At 43.4% G+C, this 16815-nt stretch carries 15 protein-coding genes; 13 read left to right on the top strand and 2 right to left on the bottom strand.

Features of this window, described 5'->3' with window-relative positions; genetic code table 11:
- Window positions 1–292: 292 nt before the first annotated feature.
- Complete coding sequence (locus AVL57_RS12460; protein WP_057790894.1) at window positions 293–1939, top strand: GMC family oxidoreductase; 1647 nt, start codon at window positions 293–295, stop codon at window positions 1937–1939.
- A gap of 8 nt (window positions 1940–1947) precedes the next feature.
- Here the strand turns inward: AVL57_RS12460 and AVL57_RS12455 are convergent, their stop codons facing one another.
- Window positions 1948–2556 (bottom strand): TetR/AcrR family transcriptional regulator, encoded by a 609-nt coding sequence (locus AVL57_RS12455; RefSeq protein ID WP_057790896.1) that lies wholly within the window; start codon window positions 2554–2556, stop codon window positions 1948–1950.
- Window positions 2557–2680: 124 nt separating this feature from the next.
- Between AVL57_RS12455 and AVL57_RS12450 the strand changes: the two genes are divergently transcribed.
- From AVL57_RS12450 to AVL57_RS12425, 6 genes are all read left to right on the top strand, one after another.
- A complete protein-coding gene (locus tag AVL57_RS12450) occupies window positions 2681–3547 on the top strand; it encodes a crotonase/enoyl-CoA hydratase family protein (protein WP_082604885.1) in 867 nt (288 codons plus the stop codon).
- Window positions 3548–3636: 89 nt separating this feature from the next.
- Complete coding sequence (locus AVL57_RS12445; protein ID WP_057790898.1) at window positions 3637–5679, top strand: NADPH-dependent 2,4-dienoyl-CoA reductase; 2043 nt, start codon at window positions 3637–3639, stop codon at window positions 5677–5679.
- A 408-nt stretch (window positions 5680–6087) separates the two neighbouring features.
- Entirely contained in the window at window positions 6088–6759 is a 672-nt protein-coding gene (locus AVL57_RS12440; protein WP_057790900.1) for a hypothetical protein, read from the top strand.
- A 214-nt stretch (window positions 6760–6973) separates the two neighbouring features.
- Window positions 6974–9562, top strand: coding sequence for a hypothetical protein (locus AVL57_RS12435; RefSeq protein WP_057790902.1), 2589 nt, complete (start codon window positions 6974–6976; stop codon window positions 9560–9562).
- Between the two features lie 330 nt (window positions 9563–9892).
- Window positions 9893–10375 (top strand): protein-tyrosine phosphatase family protein, encoded by a 483-nt coding sequence (locus AVL57_RS12430; RefSeq protein WP_057790905.1) that lies wholly within the window; start codon window positions 9893–9895, stop codon window positions 10373–10375.
- An 88-nt stretch (window positions 10376–10463) separates the two neighbouring features.
- Complete coding sequence (locus AVL57_RS12425) at window positions 10464–11432, top strand: hypothetical protein (RefSeq protein ID WP_057790906.1); 969 nt, start codon at window positions 10464–10466, stop codon at window positions 11430–11432.
- 206 nt (window positions 11433–11638) lie between these two features.
- Here the strand turns inward: AVL57_RS12425 and AVL57_RS12420 are convergent, their stop codons facing one another.
- Window positions 11639–12061, bottom strand: coding sequence for a Cd(II)/Pb(II)-responsive transcriptional regulator (locus AVL57_RS12420; RefSeq protein ID WP_057790908.1), 423 nt, complete (start codon window positions 12059–12061; stop codon window positions 11639–11641).
- Between the two features lie 79 nt (window positions 12062–12140).
- Here AVL57_RS12420 and AVL57_RS12415 point away from each other — a divergent pair, with 79 nt between their 5' ends.
- The 6 genes from AVL57_RS12415 to AVL57_RS12390 all read left to right on the top strand — a co-directional run bounded on the left by AVL57_RS12415 (window position 12141) and on the right by AVL57_RS12390 (window position 16804).
- Window positions 12141–12767: a cation efflux transmembrane domain-containing protein gene (locus AVL57_RS12415; protein WP_057790911.1), complete on the top strand. Its 627-nt coding sequence runs from the start codon at window positions 12141–12143 to the stop codon at window positions 12765–12767.
- Window positions 12764–13129 (top strand): DUF3703 domain-containing protein, encoded by a 366-nt coding sequence (locus AVL57_RS12410; RefSeq protein ID WP_057790912.1) that lies wholly within the window; start codon window positions 12764–12766, stop codon window positions 13127–13129. The genes AVL57_RS12415 and AVL57_RS12410 overlap by 4 nt, the downstream gene beginning before the upstream one ends.
- On the top strand, window positions 13116–14015 hold the full coding sequence (locus tag AVL57_RS12405) for a cation diffusion facilitator family transporter (RefSeq protein WP_057790915.1): 900 nt from the start codon (window positions 13116–13118) through the stop codon (window positions 14013–14015). Before AVL57_RS12410 ends, AVL57_RS12405 begins: the two co-directional genes overlap by 14 nt.
- A 19-nt stretch (window positions 14016–14034) precedes the next feature.
- A complete protein-coding gene (locus AVL57_RS12400) occupies window positions 14035–14412 on the top strand; it encodes a hypothetical protein (RefSeq protein WP_044056645.1) in 378 nt (125 codons plus the stop codon).
- Window positions 14413–14484: 72 nt separating this feature from the next.
- Complete coding sequence (locus tag AVL57_RS12395; RefSeq protein ID WP_057790917.1) at window positions 14485–15882, top strand: TolC family protein; 1398 nt, start codon at window positions 14485–14487, stop codon at window positions 15880–15882.
- Complete coding sequence (locus AVL57_RS12390; RefSeq protein WP_057796048.1) at window positions 15875–16804, top strand: efflux RND transporter periplasmic adaptor subunit; 930 nt, start codon at window positions 15875–15877, stop codon at window positions 16802–16804. Before AVL57_RS12395 ends, AVL57_RS12390 begins: the two co-directional genes overlap by 8 nt.
- Window positions 16805–16815 lie beyond the last annotated feature (11 nt).

The following is a 16815-nucleotide window of genomic DNA, read 5'->3' as shown; positions in this document are numbered from 1 at the left end:
TTTTCATGCTATACGTTTAGTAGCTGGAACAAGCTGCAATGGACTTAACTCGTTATACATAAAACAGTTTTTAAAATATATAACATATCACTTTTAGATGGGCTGATTATTTTGATAGTCTGGTCTTACCACAGTGCTGCATATCATTTTATTTTTGATAATAAGTGACTAATACTAAGCATCTAATAATAAGAGTCGGCACAGCTCAGTCATGCGTCTACAATTCGTAATTGCATAGTAATACAGGCATTAACTGAGTATTTCACCGCGTAAAAGTGTTTTGGAGCAATGCATGAATGAGATTCAGGGTAAGTATGACTATATCATCGTAGGCGGGGGGTCTGCAGGTGCGGTATTAGCGGCGCGATTATCTGAAAACCCAGCCCTGAAAATACTGATGCTTGAAGCCGGTACTAAAGACACTAATCCGCTTATTCATATTCCTTTTGGTTTATCGCTATTAAGCCGTTTTGAAGGCATAGGATGGGGGTATCATACCGCACCACAAAAAGAACTGTACGATCGTGAGCTATTTTGGCCTAGAGGAAAAACACTAGGCGGCAGCAGTTCAGTTAATGCTATGTGTTACATTCGTGGCCAAAAAGAAGACTACGATTATTGGGTAGAGCAGGGCGCAGTTGGCTGGGGTTTTGAGGACGTGCTGCCCTACTTCAAACGCTCTGAAAACTTCTTCAAAGGTGAAGACGAATTCCATGGAGAAGGTGGGCCGCTGCATGTTTCTCAACTTAAGCACACCAGCGTGCTTTCCGATGCTTTCGTTGAAGCCGCAAGCCACGCAGATTTTAACGTTGTAGATGATTTTAACCGCGATATACGTGAAGGCATTGGCTATTATCATGTAACACAAGTCAACGGACAGCGGTGCTCTACCGCCAAAGGCTATTTAAGCCAAGCACTTCACCGCAATAATCTTACTGTACTTACCGGTGTTGCTGCGGAGAAAGTCTTGTTTGACGACAATAGAGCCATTGGCGTGCAAGTGCGTGAAAAAGGCAAAATTGCGCGATATTTTATTGACCGTGAAGCGGCTAATAGCGAAGTAATACTCTGCGGAGGCGCTATCAACTCTCCGCAACTACTTATGCTTTCAGGTATAGGGCCAAGAAGCGAGTTGGAAGATAAAGGCATTTATGTAATGAATGATCTGCCAGGAGTGGGTCAAAATTTACAAGACCACCTAGACGCCATTGTTCAATTTACCTGTAAAGCACGAGAAGGTTATGCGATTGCTGCTGGTGCGTTACCCTCGTACCTAAAGGCCTCATACGATTACCTTTTTCACCGTAAGGGAATTTATTCTTCAAATGTGGCTGAAGCGGGCGGTTTTGTAAGTTCAAGCCTTGCTACCCGAGGACCAGACATTCAATTTCATTTCTTGCCCGCTATATTAGATGATCACGGGCGAAAGTTTGCCTTTGGTTACGGATACGGCGTGCATGTATGTTGTTTGTACCCCAAGAGCAAGGGCAGCATTACGCTGCAAAGCAGCCATCCTGCCGATCACCCGCTTATCGACCCTGGCTACCTCACGGAACCTGAAGATAGGCAAGTAATGATTGAAGGCATACGAATGGCAAGAAAGCTGTTAGCTGCACCTACGTTTGATAAATTTGAAGGCAGTGAACTGCATCCAGGCACTGACGCTGAGTCTGATGAAGCGCTTCTTGAGTTTCTAAGGGAGCGAGCTGAAACCATTTATCACCCAATAGGTACCTGTAAAATGGGCAGCGATGATGATCCTATGGCAGTGGTCGATAACCAGCTTAAAGTCAGGGGCGTTAGAGGCCTACGTGTGGTAGATGCTTCTGTTATGCCAAGCCTTATTGGCGGAAATACCAATGCACCTACCATCATGATTGCAGAACGAGCGGTAGATTTTATTAAAGCCGAGCATGAAGGGCTTGCTGCGCCCATTTAGCTAATGCCTTAGTTTTTAGATACTTGCATAAACAAATCGGCGGCGCAGTCACACATTTCATCGATGTGGCTGCGATCAGCATATATCCCATCGATTAATAACCGTGCAATACCATGCAAGGTGCCCCACGTCACCTGAGCCATGCGAAGTGCATCTTGCCCAGCTGGTAGAAGGCCTGTTTGCTGCCAGTATTTCGTCATATCTACTTGAAACTGAAAGCAGGGGTAAGCCACTTCTTTTAGCCCCTGTGTAGCGCCATTGTCGTGCCAAATAGTACGACCAAACATCAGCTCATACATTTGGGGGTTATCCGCCGCGTAGCCTATATACTCATGAATAAACTGACGAAACCGCGACTGTGGTGCAACATCATGTTGATCGAAAATTCGCTTGGCGTTGGTATGCCACTGGCTAAAACCTTTGGCCGCAATGGCGCTTAACAAGGCGCTTTTGTCTTTAAAATGATGATAGGGCGCGGTTCGAGACACACCAGCATCTTCCGCAAGCTTTCTAAGTGACAAGCTGTCTATACCGAATTCTGCCACTCGTCTGGTTGCCGCTTCTAATAAAGCGGTGCGCAAATCGCCATGATGATAAGTTTGTGCTGCGTTTGTCATACTGGTGTAAACCAAACCCTATTTTATGGTTGAGACGAATAGATAACGTTTTATCTTGACAGTGTCAACATTGCATTTTATCTTGACGCCGTCTAGTTTGCAAAAATGTTAACAGGAGAGTGAAATGGAAGCCGAGTCAATGTCGCAAGAAAACACGTATTCTACCCTTGAGGTTATACAAGAGGGATACATTGCAAAGGTCGTGTTAAGCAGGCCAGAAGCCATGAACAGTATGAATCCTGCCTTTTGGACAGAATTCCCCGCTGCTATTCGCGCGATAGACGACGAGGGCACCGCTCGTGTGATTATTATTTCTTCTACCGGAAAGCATTTTTCAGCTGGCATGGACTTGTCAGTATTTTTGAACATGGCAAAAGACTTTAAAGGCGACCCATCACGTCGCGCTGAACGCATGCGCCGTATGGTGATGCTATTGCAAGACAGCTTCACGGCCATAGAGCAAGCCCGCATGCCGGTAATTGGAGCAGTACAAGGCGGTGCCATTGGCGGCGCAGTAGATTTACTTAGCGCCTGTGACATGCGTTATTGCACCAGCGATGCCTTCTTTACCATAAAAGAAACGCAGTTAGGCATGACCGCCGATGTGGGCACACTGCAGCGTTTACCTAAGCTTATTCCTATTGGTGTGGTGAAAGAGTTGGCGTATACCGGCCGTAATTTTGGCGCACAAGAAGCCCAGCAGTTAGGCTTTGTGAATAAAGTATTTGATGATCAAGATATCATGCTTAGCGAAGTGACTAAGTTAGCGCAGTCTATCGCGATGAATTCTCCCGTTGCGGTAGCAGGCACGAAAACCATGATTAACTACGCAACTGAGCATACCGTTGCTGAGAGCTTAACTTACATGGCCACCTGGCAAGCAGGCATGTTCCAAATGGAAGATGTGATGAAAGCCATGGAAGCACAGAAAACCCAATCGCTTCCTGATTTTGAGCCACTTCATGGCGCAGTAAATAAAATGAAAGACTAGCGTGCAGGCGACCGAATAGCCCACGTGAAATACGCAGTAAAAACAGAATATAAAAGCATTAAGAAACAGGCACTAGTTAAGGATTTATGATGAATACGACCGTTACCGATCATCCTGTATACCCAAGTTTATTTCGCCCGTTAGATTTAGGTTTTACCCAGCTTAAAAACCGCGTATTAATGGGTTCAATGCATACCGGCTTAGAAGAAATGCCAAAGGGCCATAAACATATGGCTGCGTTTTATGCAGAACGTGCTAGAGGCGGTGTCGCCCTTATCGTTACCGGCGGTATTGGTCCCAACGAAGAAGGCTCAACCCATCCATCAACTCGCCGTTTAGACACAGACGAAGCCATTAATCATCACAAAGAAGTCACCGATGCCGTTCATATTGCGGGTGGTAAAATTTGTATGCAAATTTTGCATACAGGTCGCTATGCCTACAGCGATAAACTGGTAGCCCCTTCTGCAGTACAAGCGCCTATTAACCCGTTCAAGCCAAAGGCATTAGAAGACGACGAAATAGAACAGCAAATTAAAGATTTCGTATTTTCAGCCACCCAAGCACAACGAGCAGGTTACGATGGCGTTGAGATTATGGGCTCTGAAGGTTACTTCTTAAACCAGTTTATTGCCAAGCGCACCAACCATAGAGACGATGATTGGGGCGGCGAGTATGAAAACCGTATTCGCTTACCTATTGAAGTGGTTCGTCGTGTACGTGAAGCGGTGGGTAAGCACTTTATCATTATTTACCGTTTATCAATGCTAGACCTTGTTGAAGGTGGCTCAAACTACGAAGAAGTGGTTCAGCTCGGAAAAGAAATTGAAAAAGCCGGTGCGACTATTATCAATACCGGTATTGGATGGCACGAAGCCCGTATTCCTACTATTGCCACCAAGGTACCTAGAGCCGCATTTACTTGGGTAACAGCGAAGTTCCGCGAAGCTTTAAGTATTCCTGTTATTACCTCAAACCGAATTAATACACCCGAAGTGGCGGAAGAAGTGTTGGCACGCGGTGATGCAGATATGGTGTCGATGGCACGCCCTTTCTTAGCCGATTCCGACTTCGTACGTAAAGCACAGCAAAATCGTGCAGACGAAATAAACACCTGCATTGGCTGTAACCAAGCCTGCCTTGACCACGTATTTAATGGCAAGTTAACCAGCTGTTTGGTTAACCCACGTGCATGTCATGAGTTAGAGCTAAACGTAGTGCCGGCCGACAACAAAAAACGCATTGCGGTAGTAGGTGCAGGGCCAGCAGGTTTAGCGTCAGCCGTAACGTCTGCCCAGCGTGGTCACGACGTAGTAATTTACGATAGTGCTGATGAAATTGGTGGTCAGTTCAATGTGGCGAAACAAATTCCGGGTAAAGAAGAGTTTTACGAAACCTTACGTTACTTCGCTCGTCAAATTGAGCTGCATAAGAATATTACGTTAAAGCTTAATACCAGAGTTGATGCAGCCATGCTTAACGACGAAGGCTTTGACGAAGTGATGGTGGCCACAGGTATTAAACCGCGCACGCCTGCCATTGAAGGCGTTGAGCATGAAAAAGTGATGAGCTACCTAGATGTACTGAAAGCGAAAAAGCCAGTAGGGCAGCGCGTAGCCATCATTGGTGCTGGTGGTATTGGCTTCGATACAGCCGAGTTTTTATCACACGGCAAATCGACCCCAAGCCAAGATATACCCGCGTTTATGAAAGAGTGGGGCATTGATATGACCTTTACCGCTCGCTCAGGCATTGAAGGGGTTAAGCCTCAGCCAGAGCCTTCTAGTCGCGAGATATTCTTGCTGCAACGTAAAACTAATAAAGTGGGTGCTGGTTTAGGTAAAACCACGGGCTGGGCACACCGCGTAGGGTTATTAGCAAAAGGGGTTAAAATGATCCCAGGCGTAACTTACGACAAAATTGACGATGAAGGCTTACACATTACCGTAGGCGGTGAAAGCCAACTGCTTGCCGTTGATAACGTAATTATTTGTGCTGGCCAAGAGCCAATGCGCGACATTGTTGAAGGGCTTAATATGCCTTATCACCTAATTGGTGGTGCCGATGAAGCCCTTGAGCTTGATGCAAAGCGAGCTATCGACCAAGGTACACGAGTGTGCGCAGCGGTTTAAATTAATGTTGTGTGCATTACAGTGGGGTTAGGAAGGTACGTTAATATTTACTGACTCTGTTAGACGCCAACATTGATAATCTTCTAAAAGGCCTATCCCGGCGGGGATAGGCTTTTTTTATTTGCTGCGTTATTTTTTTATAGATAGCTAAGCGCCAGTAAGAGCCTTTCGGGGCTATTTTGGTATGCGGCAGCTTTGTACGTCAAGCGGAAGTTGGGCCATTCAGAATTTAATGGCACCTATGAGCGATAAGCAGACGTTTGACGATGTGATTTCTTACATTTGATTTTGCTCGTAAGCTGACATTACCACAATGAGAAACTCTCAAATAAATGCTTCACACTGCTGATTCGCAAAGGTTATAGTCTTCGGAGTGTTTTTCCAATCGTTAAATCAAGGAGTGACTCAGTGGCTATAGTAAATACAAAACTTGATGAGCCTATCTTGTTCCGTACGGTAAAAAATGACGTTTATCCGCATACTTTATCAGGCGGTAGCATATGGCTTAGAACAAACGTATTTTACCAAGAACTCGAAGCCGATGACTTGAGTCGAGAAGACCGTTTTGAAGGTATCAATGTCTCTGGATTGTTCACTGAGTTTAACTTTGAAGGTGGTATGCGAATCAAATGTGAACATGGCGGATTACTGGGCACCGAACATCCAACACATTATGTCATGTCCTTGCATGGATTAAACATCAAAGAAGAAATAAGACTGGGATTTGGCGGTAATACATTGGGTATTAAAAGCCTGGCAGACCTAGCAAATGATGTGCTACAGCAAGCATCAAAGCAAATAAATGTCTCTCAATGTGGCTACGGACAAGTCTCGTACCAATACCTTGGACTTAAACGAACAAGGGCCAATACTACAGGAAAAATTATCGGCTATTACGTAGATGGGATACCTGAAGCCCTTGTACAGTATAACCCTAATGTCATGACCAAAATCCCGATAGAGCCGTTTATAGGCCAAGATGAGTGGCGAATAATATTACATACTGATAAACCACTTAACGACGATCCAATGGAGCCATTAAAGATTAATGTCGACCCATCTCACTTCTATGAGTTGTGATAATCAATTCGACCCTTGCATATACTAGTTGAACTTGAGATACACAGATTACCTACAGCCAACATTGACGGACTCCAAAAGACAAATTGCGGTCGTTCAGAATTAAATGTGAGCAATTACAAAAGATGAGTATTAAATGCCTGATGAGTAGCCGGAGATTCACTTATATTGATAGGCCAATACACTTAACAGACCACCACCTTGAGTCGGGAAAATGAACATTAGGTATATAAATCGGGAAATCAGCTCACTTCATGTCGATAAATTAAAATATGGGGACCTTCAAATTGATTGCGATGCTGCATTACCAAACGTGTTGAACGTGAAAACCAAACTCCCGCTCTGCTGTAAAATATGTGGTGCAAAAAGTTGCGGACCAGGCCAATACCAAAGTCTAGATAACTTAAGGGCAGTTAAAGAAGGGCATCTTGGCACCGGTTGTGTAATTTGTAAAACCATAGCTGTGACCCGGGAAGTCTGTGATACGTTTCTTAAAAAGAATAATTTAGGCATGTCGTTTATCGTCGAATCTTTTGACGTTTCAAGCCTTAGTGTGCAGCTTTTTGATGAGGAAAGCAGACTAAAATTTGGTAAACCTATCAAGCATACGGAAATACGAAATATCGCCTATGGCAATCGTGAACTTTGTTATAGCAAACAACTCGAGATGGTGCGTGGTGATGTTGCACCACTTGTAAAAGAGTTCAAGGCAAAGTTCCCAAGCGCAGACGTTTGCTATCTGGGCTATTACCGCCCTACTCGGACCAGAGCGAGGTTGCATTTTTTCAATGTCTATATCCCTGCAAAGTATTTATATAGATACCCAGAAGGTCAAAATCTCAATGAGGTTCCCGCTTCTGAATTGCGAAAAATATTGAAGTATCAGAAAACAGACGAAGACACGGTGCTATCGTTCAAAGAAGAGTGCGCAGCTCACAATGGAACCTACCTAAGATGTCTTGGAAGACAAGGTAATATAGACCCAACACATAAAAGGGGATCCGCGCTATATTTTGAATATAAAACCCAAACAGGAGATATCAAACACAACACGCTAACCAAAGCAAGAGAATGCAATTTTCAACAAACGGCACGCACAGGTGAGCGTTTGATCTTGGCCATTATGAAAGGGCTATACCCTAGTGGGAAGTGGCTGAGCAATGTTAGGCCCTGGTGGAACACAGCACCGATGTTTGGGCAAGAGGATAGGCAAATACGACTTGAGATTGACGTTATAAATGATTTACTCAAGATAGCCATAGAACGCCAATCAAAATGGCACACAGATGTCGTAGATCCAAGGCGCTGTCCCACGCAAGTTGAGCGTTACTCATTTTATGATCCAATAAAAAGGAACAATGCCGAAAAAGCGGGATATACCTTCATAGAAATTGAGAGCCCTGGGGTTGATAGTAAAGTCTTACTCGCTGAGATTGAGGAAAAGCTCGGAATTCAAGCCACTTCAGAGCAGCTTGAACGAGTAGAGGAAGAAGTGAATTTCACTAAGCAATACGGCTATCGTCAGTACCGAGAAGAATTTCTAAATGTCTTGAGCGAAGCTAAATGCTCACTAGTGTTACCTGACAAAGATGCTCTGTTGTCTCCAGATGATGAGGTCACTATACAGATGGCTTGTGGGCACACAAATACCAATACTATGCGGTATTTCAAGCAAGGTAACGGCTTACATGGATGCAGACAGTGTATCTCCAAAGATAATGCATTGAGACAGCAAGTTGAGCGAGAAGATAAAATCAAAAAAGGTCTGGGAGAGGTTTGGAACAAGCTCTCTGAGGATATCCAGAGACAGCTTATTGTCAGCACTCTCAAGAGCAAGATTACGTGTCCATTCTGCCAAACAAAACTCACCATCGGCATCTCTACCAATGAGCTGATAGAGCATCTAACTAGGAACGACGGTTTCTATTGTATTCATTGTCATAATTCCGGTACACCGCTCACGAATGACCCTCATCTCGCAGGCACTATTTATCAGTGGAAAGAGAAGATAATGGAAGTCATCTCTACAACCGGATGGGGCAACCCTGAAAAGTGGTACACCTACACCAGTATCTTAGAAGATGCGGCTCCAAGTGAATCATCAGAGGGGCGCATTGTGGTGACGCTAACTTGTCTGAAAGGGCACGAGCAATCTAAAACTCTCAATCAATGGAAGAAGACATTTGGTTCGGTCAAACGCAAGGCGAAGAAACAATACTGCGACAATTGTTACTCCTTACCTCCGGGTAAAACCTATGATGAGGATGTTCACATCAAACGCATGCGAACCTTCCACCCCAACGCATCGTTTGTAGATGGGGTTGAGCCTAGAGGTTTAGTTGCTTTCCGGTGCAACGAGGTTACTGTCATTGGAATACACACCATTGAACACCCTATTTATTATGAGTCTCTCAACAAGCTGTCTCAGAAGTCAGAGAAAAATGACCCATCAAATTTTTCATATTGTCTATGTTGCGCCGTTACCGAAGGGAAAACAACACCAGGTAATAAAAAGCATATTGAGCATTTGTTAGCACGCCTAAAACTGCGTGCAGCGTATATTGCCTATAGGCTTGGATTGAAATCACTAGAATCCGTTAGTATCAAAAGTAAAGTTGATAATCGAACAGAGGGTGAAATAAATAGTAGTGACAAAATTATTGTTCAGTGTCACAAGGTTAATCACTCTCCATTCGAAAGCACACCAAACAACCTTTTCAGTCCATATGAAAAAGGTTATTGCCCACAGTGTTTGAAAGATATAGGCGTAAAGAAATTTCGAGATATTTGTGAGATTTACTGACAAACAAAACTTTCAGTATTTTTGTTCCTAATGATAAGTTCATTTTAAAGCACTAACTGAAAAACGAATTCCAAATTCTGACTGACCGCATACTGCTCTTAGAGACTTAGTGTTGAGATGTCTGCTTATGACCAAAGTCCGACGTAAGAGATCACATCATTGAACGTCTGCTGTTTGTCTTAAGGAGCCTCTGAAGCTATTAGGCTGCTCTGTACGTATTGCAGACGTTGGCTCCTTCCTATAAAACCACAGAATATAGTTTTTCAGTGGAAACGGGTGCTACTATGAAGTTTCAGTAATAAACTGTTAAAAGTTACAAGGAGGTTCTGTGTGCTAGAAATACATGAAAGAGTAATCGTCACAAACGACCAGTCATGCACCAATGGCAATAGTAATCTTGCTGTAGTACATGCTTGCAAAAGCCCATGTCATCAGCATGCTGTGGGATATCGGGGAAAGTTGGCAAATACACACCCGAACTATTTGGTGCTTGAGAAAGAAAATGACCTATTTCTCAATATTATCGACCCTCCTGTCCCGTTGTTTATGCCTCCTTTGTTTACAGCATTTTTAGAATTCTCAGATAAGCATTGGGGGCAAGGAAAGAAACTATTAATTCACTGCAATCAAGGTGAGTCAAGGGCCCCTTCACTAGCCTTGCTATTCTTGGCAAAGGGAGTTTCTGTAATTCCAGACACATCGTATGAGGCAGCTAGAATTGAGTTCGAAAAGCTATATCCTAAGTATAATCCGGGAAAAGGAATAGAAACATACTTTTCCAAAAACTGGGCGCTACTTGGCAGTAACTTTTAATAAGGCACAGCGGTCGATCGCGTGGACCGGCATAACGCTGTGCACTTTTGCCGACCTCAGTTTTCGGCGTTAGTCTTCTCGGAGTTTTATGAGTATCCCATTAGTTTACATCGATCAAAATATTATAGGTCTACAGTTGCAAGGACATATTAACCTCAGTAATAGAGATGACGTGATATGGATCTATTCGAAGGAACACTTTACAGAAATCAAGCGAGCTTCCGACCCGGATAAATATTTAGACGTATTAAACAACATTGGCGCAACAATGCTAGATCTCATACTTGATGAAAATTGGAATATTACTGGTAAAGCAAGACTGATCGAAGACCTTACTCCAATTGAGAACTATCAGAACTATATTGAAGCAATAGGCAACGTCGAATTCGACGAAACCATATTTGACCCATTTCAAGTGTGGGTTAACGGCGGTGGAGATGAGGGACCGTTAAAAGAACTTTCAGATAATTTAGCGGATCAAGTTTTACGACTAACATCTGATTTGCCATTTGACAGAACAGAAATGACTAACAAAGTTGCCACTATCAAACCTGTAGTTGATTCGGTGGTTGACGAATTGATTTCGAATGGAAACGACATTAAAAAGACCAGAGCTGCGTTTGGTGATGAAAAAGGAACTATTGGCGGTGTTTCTGGGGAAAATCAGGTTGCCCAAATTTGGGACATAATATCACCATCAATGGAAAGTTCTGGTATTAGCTGCGATCAGTTTTTTGGGTTTGATCCCGTTGATAAGCAGGGCTATGAGTTATGGCCGCTGTACCTTGGCATAATTGGGTGTAATGCAGTTATGGATATATTGGGTTTTCAAGCAGAAAAAAAATGCAGGAACATAAATAAAATTCAAAATGTAAGAAGTGATGCTGGTCATATAGGTATGGGAGCATACTGCACTGCAATCTTGTCAGAGGATAGAAGATTAGTTAAAAGAGCAAAAGCCATCTATGAATACAAAAACATAGATACTTCACCGATATTGATAGAGAAAACGGCTACCAATTCAAACCAATCGACCGATAACGCTTCGGCTGATTGAAACTCGAAACTGAATGTCCGTTTCTTGTCTATTGATGCCAGTCATCGCCAGCTATAGGACGGCTGTGTACGTGAAGCAGACCTTGGCTCATTAAGATTTTAATGGCACCAATGAGGGATCAACGGTCATACGACTAATAAAAATTGAATGGCTGCTTTAGCCGAATACCTATGGAACAACTCCAACATAAAACTGATAATTCGAGACTAATTCTCCGTACTAGAAGAACACACTTCTGCAATGCTATCTAATTGATGCAATACTCCGCACTCTTTAACCGTCTTATCATGATCGCAAGCAGAACGAATTGAAATCAGTGTTTCTTGTAGTACTTTTAATTCAGATATCCGATGTTCGATATCGTCAACATGCTTATCTATTGTGGTATTAACGTTTTCGCAGCTATTCTCTGGATTTGCTCGGGTTTCCAGTACTAATTTAATTTCCTCGATTGTCATATCTAATGCACGACATTGCTTTATAAACAATAACTGCTTCAGTGCATCTTCAGAGTAGCTTCGATAATTCGATGCCGTTCGCTCAGGTGCAGCCAATAGTGATTTACGCTCATAAAAACGAATTGTCTGAATACTTAACCCTGCCTTAGCTGCCAGAAGCCCAATTTTCATTTTAACTTGCCTAAAGCTTGACTCTATACCAAGTATAGAGTTTACACTCGAATCATAGGTGAGTAAAGCGAGTGTCTTTATGAGTAGTTGTGGGTGCGAAATTGAGATAAAAGACCAAGAACAAAAGGCAGTTCTCTACTGGCTATTGGGCATCAATGCTGTGATGTTTATCATTGAAATGAGTGTAGGGTTACTCGCTGACTCAACGGCACTTATTGCAGACTCCCTTGATATGTTGGCTGACGCAGTCGTTTACGGTGTTGGTATATATGCAGTAGGGAAAACAATTGTTCACAAAGCCAATGCTGCAAAAATCAGTGGGTGTTTTCAATTGGCATTAGGCCTATTTATTTTGGTTGACATAGCGCGTCGCGCAACCTTTGGAAGTGAGCCTGAATCTATGCTTATGATGGGCATGGGCGGTGTTGCACTTATCGCCAACGTTATATGTTTGGCGATAATCAGAAAACAAAAAAATGGCGAGGTGCATATGCGAGCAAGTTGGATATTCTCGGCAAACGACGTCATTGCAAACATAGGAGTGATATTGGCGGGTGCGATGGTTTATCTATTCGATACTCGTTGGCCTGATTTGGTCATAGGTTTTATTGTTTCTATCGTTGTGTTACGAGGCGCAGTCTTAATTCTAAAAGACGCCAGACAGGAATTCCGTGAAAACAGCTCGACGAATGGAGAGATCGTATGAATTTCACTCAAGCAGCAAAACCTTACATACTTCAAAAACTGAGCGCCGCGCATAAATCCCTTTCGAACAATGACAATAAAGCAGGATTTAAGGCCTTAGAGGATGCTCATGTTATCGGTCAGTACTCAACATACCACCACACACGAGTGCATTATGAAATGCTTAAATTTGGAATAAAACGCCGCGACCTTAAAGAGATATTTGGACAAATTTTTAGAATGATAGGTTCGCTGACTAAAACTCCAATTGGCTTATTGCCTGAGGGCAATACTGGTGGGGCAAACGTGAGTCCATTCAAGCCAATGCCTATTTCACCCGAAAACAAAGCCATATTGGAAAAAATTAGAAATGCACAATCATAACCATTCACACTCGCACGTAAATTCAGCCAACGCGTCTAAACGTATTGGTTGGGCCTTTTGCTTAAATGTGGTGTTCACTATTATTGAATTTATTGGTGGATGGGTTACCAACAGCACCGCTATTATGGCAGATGCTGTCCACGACTTGGGCGATAGTTTGTCGATTGGCACTGCTTGGGGGTTAAACAAGCTTAGCGATAAAGATTCTAATCAAACATTCTCATACGGCTACAAACGGTTTTCCTTACTCGGTGCATTGATTAACGGTATTGTGCTGACGGTAGGCTCCATTTGGATATTGCTTGAAGCGATACCTCGTTTGGCTGAGCCTGAAATGCCCCAAGTTGAAGGGATGGTTTTATTGTCTGTCTTTGGGATGGCAGTAAACGGCTTTGCGGCTTACAAACTGAGTGAGGGAGACTCATTAAATGAGCGAGTCCTCAACTGGCATTTGCTGGAAGATGTGCTTGGTTGGGTAGCAGTATTTATCGTGTCCATCGTCTTAATGTTTAAGCCTTGGCCTATTTTAGATCCAATCTTATCCATTGGCTTTACTTTTTTCATCCTTTTCAATGTGTTCCGCAATCTCAAAGAAACCCTAATGCTGTTTTTGCAAGCAACGCCCGATGAAGAACAGCTTTCAAAGATTCGAAGCGATTTACTGGCAAACGATAAGGTAAGTGATCTTCATCATTTTCATATTTGGTCTCTAGACGGTGAGCGTAATGTAATGACGGTCCATCTTGTTCTTGATGAAGATGTCAGTCTTGCGCTCCTCCAATCACTCAAAGAAAACATACACAGTTCGTTAGAAAAGTATAAATTTGAACATACGACAGTTGAGCTGGAGTTTGCTAATGAGCAATGTCGTGACGAAGTGAATTAGGCTTGGTAAACTTTCATACATGAAAAATCTAAAACGCATAAGTTACATCGTGATCTCGCTGATACTCTTTCAGTCGTTTTCTGCTGTGGCGAATTCGTTAGATTTTCATGCAATAGACATTCAGCACTTGCAACACGAGCATAAGCATTCAGAACACAAGCAAGAACAGTCTGAGCTGTCTACCAATGAAACCAGTGATAAAGTAAGTGCAGAGCACCACAATCCTGCTGATTGTCACCATTGCGGCCACTGCCATGGCACACATGCACAATGGGTCAGTCAGAGTCATATCAACAGTCTGAAAACAGTGGTTTCAGTCCACAATTTCAACTATTTAGATGCGGTAATTGACGCACCTATTAACCGATTACTTCGCCCCCCCAAAATTACTTCCTAGTACGTTTTTTCGATAGCACCGCGCTGATAACACTCGCGATGCTAAACATTGATAAATTATTAGGATATTCCAATGAAAATGTTTCCTATTTTCGGGCATGCATCTGCCATTGTGTGCAGTTGCATACTGGGCTTATTACTCAGTCCACCGACCGCTCATGCGGCGAAAACCAACAGATTTGTAGACAAAAGTGTCCAAGCGCCCATACGAGAAACGCTGACTCTTGAGGACGCTTTTAGACTAACACTTGCCAACAATCCAAGTTTGTATGAATTTGAATTTAAACAACGTGTTATAGACGGAGAGTCAAAAACGGCAGCGCTTAAACCCGCATTGAATGCAGGGGTTGAATTAGAGAACTTTTTGGGAACCGGCGAGGTATCAGGTCTCAAAGAGCTTGAAGTTACCTTGACATTATCCTCAGTGTTACAGCTCAATGATAAGCCAGCAGCAAGGTTGTATGTACTCTCTGAACGAAGAATACAGGAAGATGTTGAAAAGCGAATACTCACCTTAAATATCCTCGGTGAGCTTAATCGTCGTTACATCAAAGTACTCGTATTGCAGGCGAACTTAGACGTCATAAAAGATGCAAAGGCACTTGCACTTTATACATTGAATGCCGTAACGAAACGCGTTGAAGCAGGCGCGTCCCCCTTGTTAGAACAAAAACGTGCCCAAGCTGCGCTGGCCCAAGCAAAGCTCGATGTTAATCTAGCTCAACAAGACCTTCGATTTGGCCTGCGCAGTTTATCCATCATGTGGGGGGAGCAGGCACCGAGCTTTAAGCGTGTGGAAGGCGATCTTTTTGCTTTTAACAAAGTTGCGTCGTTTGATGCGCTGGCAGTCGCAATCCAAAATAGCCCTCACATTGACCTATACGCTAAACAAAGCCGTGTGCAAGCGGCGCAGCTTCGTTTAGTGCAAGCGAATAACCGCGCTGATATTGAGTGGTCAGCGGGGCTTCGCAAAATGCAAGGTATTGATGAAACCGCACTGGTTGCCGGCGTAAGCGTTCCATTGTTTCAAAAAGAACGAAACCTTGGTGAATATGAAGCAAACAGGGCACGTCTTGACGCAATAGAGCAGCAAAGACAAAGCAACGTTCGCAGCCTATTACATTCAGTTAATCAAGCGTTAGGCGAACATACACGAGCATTGCTAGAGATTGACACACTTCAGCGCAAGGTAATTCCTCAGTTAAAGGGCGCGTTAGATTTAGTCGAGAACGCCTATTTGGAGGGCCGTTTCAGCTACTTGGAATGGGTAACTACTCGACAAGAATTTCTGGCAACCCGCCTGACATTAATAGAGGCGGCGTCTCAAGTGCATCTAAGCAAAACAGAAATTGAAACGCTCACAGGTCTCGCGCTGACGAATGAGCACAATGATGACTCAATTCACCCAAGTCACAAAAACAATTGGCAGCAGTCATCTAACATTTCGATAAGAAGTCATGATTATGAATAAATTCACAATACAAAAAGTACTTATTTCTATCTTCACCCTTAGCCTTTATAGCCTAACCGCAATCGCAGAAGGTAAACACAGTGATGTAAGTTCCAGCGATCAAGACAATCACGCAGGTGAAGTCGTAAGAATGAGCAATGAAACAGCAATTCAGAATGGTATTTCTGCAACTCCCGTGCTCGCACGCGATATTGCGTTAACGAGTACGCTTTATGGGCGAATTAGTGCAGACCCCGCCTCACTTAGTCATATAAGAGCACGGTTTGACGGTGTTATTAAAGATGTAAAAGTCAACATTGGCGACTCCGTTAAGAAAGGTGATATTTTAGCGGTTGTTGAGTCCAATGAGAGTTTAAAAAGTTATTCCATCACGTCACCTTTTGATGGCAATGTGATTGCGCGACATGCGAATAATGGGGAGTTATCAAACGGGCAAGTACTTTTTTCGTTAGCTAACTATAAAAACGTATGGGCACAGCTGACCGTTTTTTCACAAATGCTTAGCAGCATCAAGGTTGGACAGTCAGTTGAACTAAGCCACGCAGGTTTCAACCAAACCTCCAAGATTGCTTACATTACGCCTTCAACTGATGGCAATCCACACTCTCTTGCCAATATAGCTGTCGACAATAGTACTGGATATTGGCCACTCGGCACGCTGGTCAAAGCACAAGTTAAGACGTCAACTAAGTCAGTAAGTCATTCGGTTCCTCTATCTTCTGTGCAAGAGTATGAAGCCAAACAAGTTGTTTTTGTGGTTGAGGGTGATGAGTATGCGCCCAGAGCGGTAGAGCTTGGTGTCTCAGATGGTCGCTATATCGAGGTCATCAGTGGCCTTGAAGCAGGCGAACGCGTCGTGGCTTCCAATAGCTACATAATTAAAGCAGATTTGGAAAAATCGGAGGCAGGCCATGATCATTAATGCCTCACCAC

The sequence above is a fragment of the Alteromonas stellipolaris genome, from assembly GCF_001562115.1.
In the GTDB taxonomy this organism is placed as follows: domain Bacteria; phylum Pseudomonadota; class Gammaproteobacteria; order Enterobacterales; family Alteromonadaceae; genus Alteromonas; species Alteromonas stellipolaris.
Note: the sequence above shows the minus strand (reverse complement) of the source record. Positions and strands in the feature narration are given on the sequence as shown.

What these genes read in the sequence shown, in the direction of transcription:
- AVL57_RS12435 (WP_057790902.1), top strand. Translation starts at nt 6,974, where the DNA reads ATGAACATTAGGTATATAAATCGGGAAATCAGCTCACTTCATGTCGAT.
- AVL57_RS12400 (WP_044056645.1), top strand. Translation starts at nt 14,035, where the DNA reads ATGAAAAATCTAAAACGCATAAGTTACATCGTGATCTCGCTGATACTC.
- AVL57_RS12420 (WP_057790908.1), bottom strand. Translation starts at nt 12,061, where the DNA reads ATGAAAATTGGGCTTCTGGCAGCTAAGGCAGGGTTAAGTATTCAGACA.
- AVL57_RS12460 (WP_057790894.1), top strand. Translation starts at nt 293, where the DNA reads ATGAATGAGATTCAGGGTAAGTATGACTATATCATCGTAGGCGGGGGG.
- AVL57_RS12410 (WP_057790912.1), top strand. Translation starts at nt 12,764, where the DNA reads ATGAATTTCACTCAAGCAGCAAAACCTTACATACTTCAAAAACTGAGC.
- AVL57_RS12425 (WP_057790906.1), top strand. Translation starts at nt 10,464, where the DNA reads ATGAGTATCCCATTAGTTTACATCGATCAAAATATTATAGGTCTACAG.
- AVL57_RS12415 (WP_057790911.1), top strand. Translation starts at nt 12,141, where the DNA reads ATGAGTAGTTGTGGGTGCGAAATTGAGATAAAAGACCAAGAACAAAAG.
- AVL57_RS12395 (WP_057790917.1), top strand. Translation starts at nt 14,485, where the DNA reads ATGAAAATGTTTCCTATTTTCGGGCATGCATCTGCCATTGTGTGCAGT.
- AVL57_RS12405 (WP_057790915.1), top strand. Translation starts at nt 13,116, where the DNA reads ATGCACAATCATAACCATTCACACTCGCACGTAAATTCAGCCAACGCG.
- AVL57_RS12445 (WP_057790898.1), top strand. Translation starts at nt 3,637, where the DNA reads ATGAATACGACCGTTACCGATCATCCTGTATACCCAAGTTTATTTCGC.
- AVL57_RS12390 (WP_057796048.1), top strand. Translation starts at nt 15,875, where the DNA reads ATGAATAAATTCACAATACAAAAAGTACTTATTTCTATCTTCACCCTT.
- AVL57_RS12455 (WP_057790896.1), bottom strand. Translation starts at nt 2,556, where the DNA reads ATGACAAACGCAGCACAAACTTATCATCATGGCGATTTGCGCACCGCT.
- AVL57_RS12450 (WP_082604885.1), top strand. Translation starts at nt 2,681, where the DNA reads ATGGAAGCCGAGTCAATGTCGCAAGAAAACACGTATTCTACCCTTGAG.